Source organism: Stenotrophomonas sp. YJH_SMC_80, assembly GCF_059372495.1.
Genome location: NZ_JCAFVP010000002.1, coordinates 204336 through 219241 on the forward strand (window position 1 = coordinate 204336; position 14906 = coordinate 219241).

The window sequence follows — 14906 nt, forward strand, 5'->3', positions numbered from 1 at the left end:
GCGGGAGGCGATCAGCCCAGCACGCCACGCAGGGCGGCGGTAAAGGCGGTGGTGATCGCCTCGCGCTGCAGGTGGCGGCCCTCGGCCACGCATTGGCGGCCATGGCGCCAGACCGATCGCAGCGCGCCATTACGTGCGGCGAACACCCAGCTGTCAAGCCATGCGTCATCCTGTCGCGCCTGCAGCGCCGGGTGCCCGGCATCCAGTTCGACCAGGTCGGCACTGCCGCCGATCTGCAGGCCAGCGGCCACGCCCAGCGCCTGTGCACCACCGTGCAGTGCGCCTTCGAACAGGAAGCGGCCGGTACTGCGGGTGGCATCCGGGGCCAGCACGTTGCGACCGCGCAGGGTCAGGCGCTGGCCGTATTCGAGCAGGCGCAGTTCTTCGGCCGCATCGATCAGCACATTGGAATCGGAGCCGACACCGAAGCGCCCGCCCTCGCGCGCGAACGCCTGCATCGGGAACAGGCCGTCGCCCAGATTGGCTTCGGTGATCGGGCACAGGCCGGCCACGGCCTGGCTGGCCACGATGGCGGCGCGCTCATCGTCGGTGATGTGGGTGGCGTGCACCAGGCACCAGCGCGCATCCACCGGTGCATGGTCGTACAGCCACTGCACCGGACGCTGGCCGCTCCAGGCCAGGCAGGCCTCGACTTCACGCATCTGCTCGGCGATATGGATGTGCACCGGGCCGTCGGTCAGCGGCAGCAACGCACTCAATTCCTCGCCGGTGACTGCACGCAGGCTGTGCGGCGCGATGCCGAGCACCGCATCCGGCAGCGCGGCCAGTGCCGGCTTGGCGGCGTCCAGCAGCTGCGCGAAACCGTCCACATCGTGGATCAGGCGACGCTGCGCCGGATTCGGCGGCGCGCCACCGAAATCGGCATGTGCATAGAACACCGGCAGCAGGGTCAGGCCGATACCGGTCTGGTCGGCCGCCGCCGCGATCCGCGCACTCATCTCAGCGCGATTGGCATAGGCGCGACCATCGGCGTCGTGGTGCAGGTAATGGAATTCGCCGACGCGGGTGAAGCCGCTTTCCAGCATTTCCATGTAGGCCTGGGCGGCGATGGCCTGCACTGCGTCCGGGCGCAGATGGGCCAGGAAGCGGTACATCAGTTCACGCCAGCTCCAGAAGCTGTCACCGTCGCCGCCGCCGATCTCGGTCAGCCCGGCCATGCCGCGCTGGAAGGCGTGGCTGTGCAGGTTGGGTAGGCCCGGCACCAGGATGTCGACGCGGGTGTCGCCGTGCTGGGCGCCCTGCCCCGTATGGATCGCCGTGACGCGGCCGTCCTGCACCTGCAGGCGGACATCGCGGGCCCAGCCATCGGCCAGCAGGGCATGGGCGGCATGGAAACAGTGTGGGGAACGCGAATCGGACATGGCTGGACAACCCGAAATGGACGCCTATATTGTATAGACATATAAGCACAGCCGCGTTGTGGATGCCATGCACGTCGATACCCTCTGGTCCAATGTCCACCTGATGACCCTCGATGGCGAGGGGCTGGGTGTCATCCGCGATGGCGTACTGGCCTGCGCTGGCGGCCGCATCGTCCATGTCGGCCCGGCCGGCAGCGACGCCCACCTGCAGCCGACCACCCGCATCGATGGCGAAGGCCGCTGGATCTCGCCCGGCCTGATCGACTGCCACACCCACCTGGTCTACGCCGGCAACCGTGCCAACGAATTCGAGCAGCGCCTGCAGGGCGTCAGCTATGCCGAGATCGCCCGTGCCGGCGGCGGCATCGTCTCCACCGTGCGCGCCACCCGTGCTGCCACCCCGGAACAGCTGGCCCGCGAAAGCCGGCCGCGCCTGCTGGCGATGCGTGCCGAAGGCGTGACCACGATCGAGATCAAGTCCGGCTACGGCCTGACCCTGCCCGACGAACGCAAGCAGCTGCAGGTCGCACGTGCGCTGGGCGAGGAGTGCCGGGTCAACGTGGTGACCACCTTCCTCGGCGCACACGCGATTCCGCCAGGCCGCGAGGCACAGGAATACACCGACGAGGTGTGCAACGTGATGATTCCGGCCATCGCCGCCGAAGGCCTGGCCGAAGCGGTGGACGTGTTCTGCGAGAACATCGCCTTCTCGCCGGCGCAGGCGCGGCAGGTCTTCGAGGCGGCGCGCGCCAACGGGCTGGCGGTGAAGATCCATGCCGAGCAGCTGAGCAACCAGCATGGCGCCGAACTGGCCGCCAGTTTCGGTGCACTCTCGGCCGACCATATCGAACATCTGGATGACGCCGGCATCACCGCGATGGCCGCGGCCGGCACTGTCGCCGTGCTGCTGCCCGGTGCCTTCTATTTCACCCGCGATACCACCCTGCCGCCGATCGGCGCGCTGCGTGCGGCCGGCGTGCCGCTGGCCCTTGCCACCGACAGCAACCCGGGCACCTCGCCACTGACCAGCCCGCTGCTGGCGATGAACATGGGCGCCACCCTGTTCCGCCTGACCGTGGACGAGTGCATCGCCGGCTTCACCCGTGAAGCGGCGCGCGCGCTGGGCCGTGGGGATCGCATCGGCCGCCTGGCCGTGGGCATGGACTGCGACCTGGCGATCTGGGACATCGACGCCCCCGCCGACCTGGTCTATCGCATTGGATTCAACCCGCTGCACGCGCGCGTGGTGCGCGGGCAGCCCGACCTGCCTGCCTCCTGGAGCAACACATGAGCAACACCCTGGTTCTTCGCCCCGGCCACGTCACTCTCGCCCAGTGGCGGCAGGTCTATCGCGGCGCGCCGCTGGCACTGGATCCCGCCGCGCTGCCGGTAGTGCGCGCCAGTGCTGCTGCAGTCGCCGCCATCGTCGCCAAGGGTGCGCCGGTGTATGGCATCAACACCGGCTTCGGCAAGCTGGCCAGCGTGCGCATCGAGCGCGAGGACCTGGCCACCCTGCAGCGCAATATCGTGCTCTCGCACGCTGCTGGCGTGGGCGAACCGATGCCGGCCAGCGTGGTACGGCTGATGATGGCGCTGAAGCTGGTCAGCCTCGCGCAGGGCGCTTCCGGCGTGCGCGAGGAAACCCTGCGGCTGCTCGAAGCGATGCTGGTCAAGAGCGTGCTGCCGGTGGTACCGGCGCAGGGTTCGGTCGGCGCCTCGGGCGACCTCGCGCCGCTCTCGCACCTGGCCAGCGTGATGCTGGGCGTGGGCGAAGCCTTCATCGGTGACGAGCGCCTGCCAGCGGTCGATGCCCTGGCACGTGCCGGCCTGCAGCCGATCGAACTGGGCGCGAAGGAAGGCCTGGCGCTGCTCAACGGCACCCAGTTCTCCACCGCCTATGCGCTGGCCGGCCTGTTCGAGATCGAGACCGTGTTCCAGGCCGCGCTGGTGACCGGCGCGTTGTCGGTGGAAGCGGCCAAGGGCTCGGACACCCCGTTCGACCCGCGTATCCACGCCATCCGCGGCCAGCGCGGGCAGATCGCCACCGCCGCCACCCTGCGCACGCTGATGCAGGGCTCGGGCATCCGCGAGTCGCACCGTGACAACGACGTGCGCGTGCAGGATCCGTACTGTCTGCGCTGCCAGCCGCAGGTGATGGGCGCGGCGCTGGACATCCTGCGCCAGGCCGCGACCACGCTGGAAATCGAAGCCAACGGCGTGTCCGACAATCCGCTGGTGTTCACCGATACCGGCGAAGCACTGTCTGGCGGCAACTTCCACGCCGAGCCAGTCGCCTTTGCCGCCGACATGCTGGCGATGGCGGTGTGCGAGATCGGTTCGATCAGCGAGCGCCGCCTGGCGATGCTGGTGGACCCGGCGCTGTCCGGCCTGCCGGCGTTCCTGACCCCGCGTCCTGGCCTGAATTCCGGCTTCATGATTCCGCAGGTGACCGCCGCTGCGCTGGTCTCGGAAAACAAGCAGCGCGCCTACCCGGCCAGTGTTGATTCGATCCCGACCTCGGCCAACCAGGAAGACCACGTGTCGATGGCCGCGCACGGTGCGCGGCGCCTGATGCAGATGGCCGAGAACGCGGCCAACGTGATCGGCATCGAACTGCTGGCCGCGGCGCAGGGCTGCGACTTCCATGCGCCGCTGCGCTCCAGTGCCGCGCTGGAAGCCGTGCGCGCCACGCTGCGTGCGCAGGTGCCGACGCTGGAAGAAGACCGCTACTTCCATCCGGACATGGTGACGGCCACGAATCTGGTGCGCAGTGGCGCGCTGGCGCAGGGCCTGGGAGAGCTGCTGCCGACCGTGGAACCGCAGGCATGAATGCCCATCCCGAATGGTTGACGGTGCACGAGGGCGACGCCCCGTTGATCGTCAGCTTTCCACATACCGGCAGCGAGCTGCCGCACGATCTGATCGGCGACTACCACTCGCCGTGGCTGGCCCGCCGCGATGCCGACTGGTGGGTGCACGAGCTGTACGACTTCGTGCGTGGCATGGGCGCGACCACGGTGCGCTCGGCAATCTCGCGTTCGGTGATCGACCTCAACCGTGACCCCAGCGGGGTCTCGCTGTACCCGGGCCAGAACACCACCGGCCTGTGCCCGCTGACCACCTTCGACAACCAGCCGCTCTATCACGCTGGGCGCGAGCCGGATGACGCCGAGATCGCCCGGCGCCGCGACACGTATTTCCTGCCCTACCACGATGCGCTGGCCGCACAGATCACCCGCCTGCGTGCACGACACGGCACCGTGGTGGTGTATGACGCGCATTCGATCCGCTCGCACATCCCGCACCTGTTCGACGGCGAACTGCCGCAGTTCAACCTCGGTACCGCCGGCCCGTCCGGCGCACCAGACACCTCCTGCGACAACGCCTTGAGCGACGTGGTGGAGAACCTGCTGAAGATCAGCGGCATGAGCCAGGTGCGCAACGGCCGCTTCAAGGGCGGCTGGATCACCCGCCACTACAGCAACATCGCCGGCGGCGTGCACAGCCTGCAGATGGAGCTGGCCTGCCGTGGCTACATGCACGAACCCCTGCCGGACCAGGTGGACGAACACAGCTGGCCCACCCCGCTCGACCCCGACCACGCCGCACCGCTGCGCCACACCCTGGCGCAGGTGCTCAACGCCTGCCTTGAATTCGCTACGAACCGGAGCGCCGCATGACCCGCAACGACCCGTCCCGCACCATCGCCGCGCCGACCGGCACCACGCTCAATGCCAAGAGCTGGCTGACCGAAGCACCGCTGCGCATGCTGATGAACAACCTGCACCCGGACGTGGCCGAGCGCCCGCAGGAACTGGTGGTGTATGGCGGCATCGGCCGCGCCGCACGCGACTGGGAGAGCTTCGACGCCATCGTCGAAACGCTCAAGCGCCTGGACGATGACCAGACCCTGCTGGTGCAGTCCGGCAAGCCCGTGGGCGTGTTCCGCACCCACGCCGATGCACCGCGCGTGCTGATCGCCAATTCCAACCTGGTGCCGCGCTGGGCCAACTGGGACCACTTCAACGAGCTGGATAAGAAGGGCCTGGCCATGTACGGCCAGATGACCGCCGGCAGCTGGATCTACATCGGTGCGCAGGGCATCGTGCAGGGCACCTACGAGACCTTCGTGGAAATGGGGCGCCAGCATTTCGGCGGCGACCTGACCGGGAAGTGGCTGTTCACCGGTGGCCTCGGCGGCATGGGTGGTGCACAGCCGCTGGCTGCCGTGATGGCCGGCGCCTCCTGCCTGGCCGTCGAGTGCCGCAGGAGCAGCATCGACATGCGCCTGCGCACCGGCTACCTGGATACCTGGACCGACAACCTGGACGAAGCGCTGCGCCTGATCGATGAATCGTGCAAGGCCGGTACGCCGAAGTCGGTGGGCCTGCTCGGCAACGTCGCCGACGTGCTGGCCGAACTTCTCAAGCGCGGCGTGAAGCCGGACCTGCTGACCGACCAGACCTCCGCGCACGACCCGGTGAACGGCTACCTGCCGCAGGGCTGGACGGTCGAGCAGTGGGACGAGAAGCGCGTTTCCGCCCCCAAGGAAGTGGAGAAGGCCGCGCGCGCATCGATGGCCAACCACATCCGCGCCATGCTCGGCTTCCACGCGCTGGGCGTGCCGACCGTGGACTACGGCAACAACCTGCGGCAGATGGCGCTGGAAGAAGGTGTGGCCAATGCCTTCGATTTCCCGGGTTTCGTGCCGGCCTACATCCGCCCGCTGTTCTGCCGTGGCATCGGCCCGTTCCGTTGGGCGGCACTGAGTGGCGACCCGGAAGACATCGCCAAGACCGATGCCAAGGTGAAGGAACTGATTCCGGACAACCCGCACCTGCACCGCTGGCTGGACATGGCCGCCGAGAAGATCAAGTTCCAGGGCCTGCCGGCGCGCATCTGCTGGGTCGGCCTGGGTGATCGTGATCGACTTGGCCTGGCGTTCAACGAGATGGTCGCCAACGGCGAACTGAAGGCGCCGGTGGTGATCGGTCGCGACCATCTGGACAGTGGCAGCGTCGCCTCGCCGAACCGCGAAACCGAAGCGATGGCCGACGGCTCCGACGCGGTGTCCGACTGGCCGCTGCTGAACGCCCTGCTCAACACCGCCAGCGGCGCGACCTGGGTGTCGCTGCATCACGGTGGTGGCGTCGGCATGGGCTTCTCGCAGCACGCCGGCATGGTGATCGTCTGCGACGGCACCGAGGCAGCGGCCAAGCGGATTGGCCGCGTGCTGTGGAACGACCCGGCCACCGGCGTGATGCGCCATGCCGACGCGGGCTATGAGATCGCGATTGAATGCGCGAAGGAAAAGGGGCTGGATCTGCCGGGCATCCTCGGCTGATCGCAGGGGTGCCGGCCAGCGGCCGGCACTACCGGAAACGTGTGGTAGTGCCGGCCGCTGGCCGGCTCTCCCTGATGCGGGAATCGGTGCCCTTGACCCGCTCTTCCGACGTGACCAACATGCGCCATCACCGCTGATGGATCACCGCGATGTACCGCACCCTGGCCGTTGCATTGCTCTGCACGCTGTTTGCGATCCCACCCGTTTCGGCGCTTGAAACTGCCGGCGATCTTTCCAAGCAGCTCAGCACCCAACTGCAGACCAACCGCGAGCGCTACGGCATCGCCGGCCAGGCGGTACTGGTCGCCCACAACGGTCAGGTGCTGTACCAGGGCGCCAGCGGTGAACGTGATCCCGCTACCCATGCGCCCGCCACCGTCGAGACCATCTTCGCCGCGCAGTCGATGGCCAAGCTGCTGACCAGCACGCTGGTGATGCAGTTGGTCGACCAGGGCAAGGTGGATCTGGATGCACCGGCCAGCCGCTATGTGCCGGACCTGCCTGCAGCATGGCAGGCAATCCACGTGCGCGATTTCCTCAACCACAGCTCGGGTATCGGCGAGTACTACGATCGTGTCGACAACCGTTGGGTCAGCAAGGGCTACGCCGGTGTGGCCCCTGACCTTGGCGCTGCACTGAAGGTGGCCGGCGCGGCACCGATGCAGTTCGCCACCGGCAGCCGCGTGCATTACACCCAGGCCAACTACCTGGTGCTGACGGCGTTGCTGCAAGCGCATTACCGCAAGCCCTACCCGGCCATCGCGCGCGAACACATCCTGCAACCGCTGAAGATGACCAGCACCTCATGGGGCGTCACCAGCGTGCCAGCCACGCGCGCGGCGGTGCCTTACATCGGCAAGGACGGCCAACTGCAGCCGGCCAATGAAGATGCCTGGCCGGACTACGGCTGGGGCCATGCCGATCTGCAGACCACCGTGGGTGACATGAACCGTTTCCTGCAGGCGCTGGCGACCGGCAAGCTGTTGCGCACGGCGACCCTGGAAACACTCTGGCAGCCGCAGAAACTGGCCGGTGGCGGCAACAATTTCTTCTCCACGGGATGGGACACCACCCGCAGCGACGGCTACACCCAGGTTGGCCACGATGGCGGCACCCGCGTTCGTGCGCGGTTGGCCTACAAGGGCACGCTGGCCAGCGGCTACTGGGTGTTCGTGTATCTGACCAACGGCAGTGCGCGCAATGTGTGGTCGAGCACGTTGGTGGAAAGCACGATGGCGGTGGTTGCGCCCGGGGAGTTTCCGCACGCTGTGCTGTCCGAGCGGCTGATCGGCTATGCGCTGGATGACAGCACCGATGCGAAACCGCAGATGCGTAGCTGGCTGCGCGACAGCAATGGCGTTCCCACCGGCGAACTGGAACGTGCGATCAATGCCGATGGCTACGCCATCCGCGAGAGTCTGGGTGCCAGCAAGGCACTGAAGGTGTTCGCGCTCAACGCCGAGTTGTATCCGGATTCGGCCAACGCGTGGGACAGCCTGGCCGAGTGCCATGCGGCATTGGGCGATGCAGAGATTGCCAAGGCGCTGTACGCGAAGGCCAAGGCGCTGGCGAAGCCCTCGCCCTAAACCCTGCTGCAGAGCCGAGCCCATGCTCGGCTGCTCTTCGTTGCGATCTCAGGAGACCCGCGCTGCGCGCGATAGCCGAGCATGGACTCGGCTCTACATGGATGTTGCGGGCGGCCATACGCGAGCGACGGGTGACGTGACGCCGCCGACCTGTTAACTTGCGCGCCACTTTGGTAGTTTACAGCATTCCCGCATGTCGCTCTCGTCGTACCGCCCCACCCCCTCGCTGCTGTTCCTGGCCGTTTCCCTCGGCCTCTCTTCCACCGCCGCTGCGGCCCCACAGGCCACCACGCTGGATGCCGTGCAGGTCACCGCTGCCGCCGATGCCAGCGCGCAGGCGCGCGAGGCGCTGAAGCGCGTGCCCGGCGCCAGCAACCTGATCGACATGGCCAAGGCCGACAGCCGACTGTCCACCAGCGCCGATGTGCTGGCCTACCAGCCGGGTATCAGCGCGCAGTCGCCGGGTAATGAGGGCACCAAGATCTCGATCCGTGGCTCGGGCATCAACCGGGGCCCGGGCGCGCACGCCTCGGGTATTGCGGTGTCGATCGACGGCCTGCCACTGACCGGCCCGGGGGGCACGCCCTACGAGCTGCTGGAACCGCTGTGGCTGTCGCGCGTGGAAGTCCTGCGCGGCGCCAACGGCTTCGAGCGCGGTGCGTTGGCGCTGGGTGGTGCCATCGACTACGTCAGCCGCAGCGGTCGTGATTCGGCGGGCGTGCAGCTGCACTACGAAGCCGGCAGCCGTGGCTACCAGAAGCGCGGCATCAGCTGGGGCGGCGTCAGTGGTGATGTCGACTACTTCCTGGCCTACACCGATACCGAATTCGACGGTTACCAGCGTCATACGCGCGGCGACGGCAAGGGTGCGATGGCGAATGTGGGATGGCAGATCACGCCCGACCTGCAGACGCGCTTCTTTGTGCGCTATCGCGAAACCAATCATGAAACGCCCGGCCGCCTGACCCGCGATCAGATCCGCAACGATCCGCGTGCCGCGAATGCGGCCAACCTGGCCATCGATGCACGTCGCCCGCAGCCGGGCAGCACCTGGGTGGGCAACGTCACCACGCTGCAGATCGATGAGGACTCCTCGTTGCAGGCCGGACTGGTCTATCACAAGTACCCGATGGACTTGAACGAGAGCCTGTACCGGCAGCAGCTGGACTACGCCAACCTCAACGCCACGCTGGACTACCGCCGCCGCCACCGGCTGTTCGGCCTGGACAGCGAAACCACGGTCGGCCTGCGCGTCACCCACGATCTGGACGCCGATGTGCGCGAGTCGCTGCGCTTTGCCAGCAACGGCTATGCCGCCGGTACGCGCACGCGTGACTTCCGCCACCACGGCACCGACAGCACGCTGCACGTCAGCAATACCCTCACCTTCAATGACCGCCTGCGCATGCAGACCGGGCTGGCACTGATCAACACCCGTCGCGATGTGCAGGTGACCTGGCCGAGCAGCGGCGGCCGCCTGCGCGACCACGACTGGGACTATGCGCCGCGACTGGGCTTCACCTGGCAGCACAGCGCCCAGACCCAGTGGTTCGGCAACCTCAGCCGCTCGGTGGAGGCGCCGCACCCCTGGTCGATGATCTGGGGCTCGAACCAGTACTTCGGGCCAGGCAATGGCCCGTCCAGCGGCCGCCAGCGCGCGCCGGTGCCGATGCAGAACCAGACCGCCACCACGCTGGAACTGGGCGCGCGCGGTGACGCGGCGCTGGGCCGCTGGGAACTGACCGGCTACTACGCTCACGTGAACCACGAACTGCTGAGCGTCGAACTGCAACCGGTGCCGAACCTGTTCATCGCCGAGAACAACGCCAGCCCCACCGTTCACCGCGGCATCGAGGCCGGATTGGACAGCACGCTGTGGCAGGCTGCACCGGGCCGCCTGTCGCTGCGCCAGGCGTATACCTTCAGCGATTTCCGCTATCGCCACGACGCGCGTTTCGGCAGCAACCGCCTGCCCGGCCTGCCGCGCCACGCCTACCAGGCCGAGCTGCGCTTCGATCATGCATCCGGCCTGTACGCCGCGCTCAATACCGAATACGCCTCGCGCATCGCCGTGGACTACGCCAACAGCTACTGGGCTGACAGCCATGTGATCTTCGGCAGCCGCATCGGCTACGACGCACCCGGTGGCCGCTGGCAGGCCTGGGCGGAGATGCGCAACCTCGGCAACCGCCACTACGCCGCCACGGTCACGCCGGGCTACGACGACGCAGGCAGGGATATTGCCCGCTCGACGCCGGGCGAAGGCCGTGGCATCTACGCTGGTGTGCGTTTGCGGTTTGACTGATGACCGCAGGCGGCGCCGGGTGTGATCCGGCGCCGTCGTTCCAGGATCAGCCGATACGCCAGGCCGGCAGGCGCTCGCTGCGCTTCCAGATGGAAGGTGCGAAACCAATCAACGCCAGCGCCGCCAGCCACTTCGGTGAGGTGTTGAGCAGTGTCGAGGTAAGCGAACCATCGACAGGGGCGGCCATTTCCTGCCACGGGTTGTAGCCCAGGTAGACGACGCTGCCAGCCCACCACAGCAATGCCACACCGACACCCATCAGCAACAGAGCCAGCGTGCGGCAGGTCCAGCGCTGCGAGGTGGTGCCCCACTCGCGGGACGCCGCTACCAGCAGGCCCACCACCAGCAGCGACACCAGTGCAACCAGCCCGATATCGATCTTGTGCCCGATACGCTCGTAGGTGCAGGCGCGGCATCGCGCCTCTTCCGCGGCAGTGGCGGCTTCGGCGCCATCGGCCTGCCCGGCTGCGGGCTGCGCCAGTGCTGCAAACGGCATCAGTACCGCCAGCAGCGTCACCATGATCCAACGAAACAACGTCCTGTTCCTGCGTGCAGCGACATCCATGCGCTCTTCCTCGTCAGTGGTTGTACGTCCAGGGCCGCAGTATGCGGCCGTCCCATACGCCGCCCAGACCCCGTTCCGGGGGTTCGGCCATCCAGCGTTCTTGTTCCCGATGCAGCACGACAAGCTCCCGGTAGACGAAATCGTCGGAACACGAATCCCAGGCGACCGCAATCATAGCCCACTGCCCATCGACGCTGAAAACAGGCCGGGTCAGATAGGCGACGTGGTCGTATGTCCGAGTCGGCCCATGCACCGTTGCCCCGCACCCTTGCTCCCGCAGCGCTCGAAGCCCCGCGCCGTCCATCCGCTGCGCACCGGCCAATGCGGCCGCAGGCACTGGCGTGGACCGGCGATTGACGGGAACCAGGTCCGCCTGCAGCTGCAACCGCAGCGCATGGATGTCCGGCGGCCACCGGTCGTCCAGCGGCAGGACCAGGTCGTCCACCTCCTGGCAGATGGAGGCACTGCTGCCCGGCCAGCAATAGGGCAAGGTCTGCTCCATCACGTAGATGTCCTCCCCCACCGGGTCGGTCAACTGCGGCTGTTCCTGCGGGCGCCATTGATCAACGCGCGTGGACGGTGTCTGCGGTGCGCTGGGCACCTCGCTCAGCGACGATGGCAGAACTGGCGTTGGCTGCGGCACTGGCGGGGGTGGAGGGGGGAATGGGGGGCTCTGCCGGATCGCCAGCGCCATCGCCTCCGCCTGCATCTGCGCTGTTCCCAGGTTGATCGGTAGCCGACCGATCTCCTGCTGCCACTTCGGGCGCAGGCTGCAGATCCCGGCCATGAGCGCCAAGGCCGACAGCGCCGCCGCCAGCGATGCAATGCGTCGCCAGGCGATCCGTTGTTGGCAGTCACGGTTTGGCTTGAACGAGGTATCTATCATCACGACTCCGGCAACGCGGGCCACAGGCCCTGTCCAAAGCTCATATGGCGGACAGGCTCCACTCGAACACGCTCCCAGCCGCCCTTCCTGCGATGCAGAAGGTAGAGGACACGCATCGCCGTTCCTCCACTGCACAGATCCGAGGCGACCGATGCCATTGCCCAGTTCCCATCCAGGCTGAACACAGGACGCTGCAGATAGACAACGCCCAGATCCGGATTGCCCGGGCCACCCGTGCATCCCTCGATACCGCGCGCGCGCCGTTGCTGAAGCTCGTCCCACGTCATCCGTTGCGCCCGCACGTGTGCAAGCTCGAACGCGAGACCGGGTACCCGTGAAGCCCGGCGGTTCGCAACCTGCAGCATCGACTCCAGATGCTGCTGCAGTTGAAAGGACGCCGCACTGTCATCATCGCGCCACTCGACGACGCTGTGACGAACCTGGCAGACCGGGGCGGGATATCCTTCACCGCAGGAAGGCGCAGTCCATTCCATCACAGCGAATGGAATGTCGGGCTCCCAGCCGCGCGGCTCGAAGTGTGCTGGCGCGACGTCTTCCAACCGCACCGCTGCGGTCACGAACCCACTGTTACCGGCCAGCATCGGGGAGGAGACTCCCTTCATTGGAGTCGGTGGAACCGGCGGCTTTCCTGGCGGTGTCGGTCGCAGGTCGATGAGCTCTGCCATCACTTCGGCCTGCATCCGTGCCGTTCCCAGATTGATCGGCGGCGGGCCGACTTCCCGCCGCCACTGCGGGCGCACGCTGGCCAGCAGCGCTACGACCGCAACCATCGATAGAACGACCGTTGTGGCCAGGACGCGTTTCCGTGCAATGCGCTGTCGCATGAAGATCCTGGAAAAGGGAAGCACAGAGGAAACGGTGGCGCCGGTCAACGCGACGATCATGGCCACCGCGTGCGCGGCCAGCCGCACGCACGACTTCACTGCCGCGGCTTCTGGGCAACTTCAATGCACTGATGGAAAAATGGCGCGAGTTCTTCATGCCGCCGCCAGCGGGCGCGTGGCATTGCGGCCAGGGACCTCAGAAACCTGATACTGCATGCGGACATCCTTGCCGGGCACGCGTAGGCGGTGGTGGACGGATTCTAGCGCGATGGGGCCGTGGGTCCATCACCCACAGGCCGCACTGGCGCCGGCCTTGTACCCGCGCGCCGGCGGCTGGATTATGATTTTCCACCAGAAGAGCTATGCGCCACGGCATGCACGCCTCCCAGTTCACCCGCGCCACCGCGCTCGTGATGTTCGTTCCAATGATTGGCCTCGCCGGTTGGGGTTCGTGGTTTGGTAGCCGCTGCTTCAGCGATGGCTGCCTCGGCGTCCTGGTGGCATGGCTTGCCGCCGTGGCCACCTTTGCGGTGCAGGCGTTGCTGGTGCTCCCGACGCATGCCTGGGCCCTCAAGCGGCAGGGATCCCCCGCCTCCCGCAGCTACCTGCGTTGGGGTGGCGCGTCGGCCATCGCTGCCTTCCTGCCCATCGTGCTCGGCTGGGGCTACCTGATGATCTTCCGATGACCTGCTGAGCGTCTTCCGCACACGTATAGCCGGATCAAGGAGGCGCGGCGGCCTTCAGCAACTGCGCGGCCACCTGGTCGAACGGGGCGATGTCCTGCAGTGCGCGGCACATCGCCACGGCGCCTTCCACGCTGGCGATCACCAGGCTGGCCAGTCCATCCGCCGCCGCAGGTTCGTGGCCGTCGGCAATGAAGGCTGCGGCCAGATGCCCCTGCCAGCGCACGAACACCTCTGCGGCGGCCACGCGCGGTTGGCTGGTAACCGCCTCGACCGGCTCTTCGACGGCAGCGGCCAGCACCGGACAACCCGCGCGGAAACCGGACCGCAGCAGGCGCTCGCGCCACATCGCCAGGAACTGCTGCAGGCCCTGCACGGCCCCGCCCTTCAACAACTCAACGAGAAGCGCCTCCACCTTGTCGCCAGCCATGTGGGTGGCGCGCGCCAGCAGCTCCTGCTTGCCGCCGGGAAAGTGGTGATAGGTGGAACCCAGCGGCGCCTCGGCCAGCTTGGTCACCTCACGGATGCTGGTGGCATTGAGACCCACGCGCGCCAGCATCTGTGCCGCAGCATCAATCACGCGTTGTGGCGCATCAGAGGGGCGCGGGCTCACGGCAGGCTCCTTGCCAGGACAGTCGCCATACATTAGCGTACCGGCGATTCTATAACAGTCGTCATAACCATGAATCTCTGGTTCCGCCTGCTCCACCTGCTGCTGTGCAGCCTGTTCCGGCCGAAGCTGGAGGCGCCGTTCGGGGTCTCGCGGCTGCAGTTCCGGGTACTGCCCAACGACCTGGACAGCAACCTGCACATGACCAACGGCCGCTACTGGAACATCTTCGATCTGGGCCGGCTGGACCTGATCCTGCGCATGGGCCTGGGCCGGGTGGCGCTGCGCGAGAAGTGGGCGCCGATCGTCGGCGCCGGCACCATCCAGTTCCGCCGCGAACTGAAGCCGTTCCAGCGCTTCACCTTGGAAACGCGCCTGGTCGGCTGGGTCGGCTCGCGCGGCATCATGGAGCAGCGCGTGCTGATCGGGCCCGAGCAGAAGATCGCCACCCGTGCGCTGCTGGTCACCGGCATCTACGACCGTCGCGCGCGCCAGTTCCTGGGCATGCCTAAGATGATGGAAGCGATCGGCGTGGTTGCCCCGCCCTCGCCGCCGCTCAGTGCAGCCGCCGAGGCGCTGCTGGCGGCCGACGCGGCGTTGAAGCAGGACGACGCCTGAGCTTCAGATGGCGGCTATCTGCATGGGGTGATTTCCCCCGCGACGCTGGCGGCCCGCGCTGCAGTTGGATGTCGCACCCGAT

At 67.3% G+C, this 14906-nt stretch carries 13 protein-coding genes; 8 read left to right on the forward strand and 5 right to left on the reverse strand.

What is annotated here, in order from left to right:
• Window positions 1-11: 11 nt before the first annotated feature.
• The gene (locus AC5P99_RS03985; protein WP_088436584.1) at window positions 12-1382 is read right to left on the reverse strand and encodes a formimidoylglutamate deiminase; all 1371 of its coding nucleotides are present in this window, start codon (window positions 1380-1382) and stop codon (window positions 12-14) included.
• Between the two features lie 67 nt (window positions 1383-1449).
• Here AC5P99_RS03985 and hutI point away from each other — a divergent pair, with 67 nt between their 5' ends.
• The 6 genes from hutI (at window position 1450) to AC5P99_RS04015 (ending at window position 10617) form a co-directional block, all read left to right on the forward strand.
• Window positions 1450-2673, forward strand: a complete 1224-nt coding sequence (gene hutI / locus AC5P99_RS03990) for an imidazolonepropionase (protein ID WP_088436601.1) — start codon at window positions 1450-1452, stop codon at window positions 2671-2673.
• On the forward strand, window positions 2670-4211 hold the full coding sequence (hutH, locus tag AC5P99_RS03995; RefSeq protein ID WP_123958793.1) for a histidine ammonia-lyase: 1542 nt from the start codon (window positions 2670-2672) through the stop codon (window positions 4209-4211). The genes hutI and hutH overlap by 4 nt, the downstream gene beginning before the upstream one ends.
• Window positions 4208-5062: an N-formylglutamate deformylase gene (hutG, locus tag AC5P99_RS04000; protein WP_088436582.1), complete on the forward strand. Its 855-nt coding sequence runs from the start codon at window positions 4208-4210 to the stop codon at window positions 5060-5062. The genes hutH and hutG overlap by 4 nt, the downstream gene beginning before the upstream one ends.
• Window positions 5059-6726, forward strand: coding sequence for a urocanate hydratase (gene hutU / locus AC5P99_RS04005; protein WP_088436581.1), 1668 nt, complete (start codon window positions 5059-5061; stop codon window positions 6724-6726). The genes hutG and hutU overlap by 4 nt, the downstream gene beginning before the upstream one ends.
• Window positions 6727-6875: 149 nt before the next feature.
• On the forward strand, window positions 6876-8312 hold the full coding sequence (locus AC5P99_RS04010; protein WP_495212911.1) for a serine hydrolase domain-containing protein: 1437 nt from the start codon (window positions 6876-6878) through the stop codon (window positions 8310-8312).
• A 193-nt stretch (window positions 8313-8505) separates the two neighbouring features.
• A complete protein-coding gene (locus tag AC5P99_RS04015) occupies window positions 8506-10617 on the forward strand; it encodes a TonB-dependent receptor family protein (RefSeq protein WP_329753425.1) in 2112 nt (703 codons plus the stop codon).
• A 46-nt stretch (window positions 10618-10663) separates the two neighbouring features.
• Here the strand turns inward: AC5P99_RS04015 and AC5P99_RS04020 are convergent, their stop codons facing one another.
• The 3 genes from AC5P99_RS04020 to AC5P99_RS04030 are packed head-to-tail and all read right to left on the reverse strand — an operon-like array spanning window position 10664 to window position 12973.
• Complete coding sequence (locus tag AC5P99_RS04020) at window positions 10664-11182, reverse strand: hypothetical protein (protein WP_495212912.1); 519 nt, start codon at window positions 11180-11182, stop codon at window positions 10664-10666.
• 13 nt (window positions 11183-11195) lie between these two features.
• Window positions 11196-12068 (reverse strand): hypothetical protein, encoded by an 873-nt coding sequence (locus AC5P99_RS04025; RefSeq protein ID WP_049449030.1) that lies wholly within the window; start codon window positions 12066-12068, stop codon window positions 11196-11198.
• Window positions 12068-12973, reverse strand: coding sequence for an energy transducer TonB (locus AC5P99_RS04030; protein WP_495212913.1), 906 nt, complete (start codon window positions 12971-12973; stop codon window positions 12068-12070). Before AC5P99_RS04030 ends, AC5P99_RS04025 begins: the two co-directional genes overlap by 1 nt.
• Window positions 12974-13287: 314 nt before the next feature.
• Here AC5P99_RS04030 and AC5P99_RS04035 point away from each other — a divergent pair, with 314 nt between their 5' ends.
• Window positions 13288-13599: a hypothetical protein gene (locus AC5P99_RS04035; protein WP_249341853.1), complete on the forward strand. Its 312-nt coding sequence runs from the start codon at window positions 13288-13290 to the stop codon at window positions 13597-13599.
• A gap of 34 nt (window positions 13600-13633) precedes the next feature.
• Here the strand turns inward: AC5P99_RS04035 and AC5P99_RS04040 are convergent, their stop codons facing one another.
• Window positions 13634-14209 (reverse strand): TetR/AcrR family transcriptional regulator, encoded by a 576-nt coding sequence (locus tag AC5P99_RS04040; RefSeq protein WP_065183680.1) that lies wholly within the window; start codon window positions 14207-14209, stop codon window positions 13634-13636.
• Between the two features lie 69 nt (window positions 14210-14278).
• On the opposite strand from AC5P99_RS04040, the gene AC5P99_RS04045 reads away from it, so the two are divergent.
• Window positions 14279-14824, forward strand: coding sequence for a thioesterase family protein (locus AC5P99_RS04045; protein ID WP_049397600.1), 546 nt, complete (start codon window positions 14279-14281; stop codon window positions 14822-14824).
• Window positions 14825-14906: the final 82 nt, after the last annotated feature.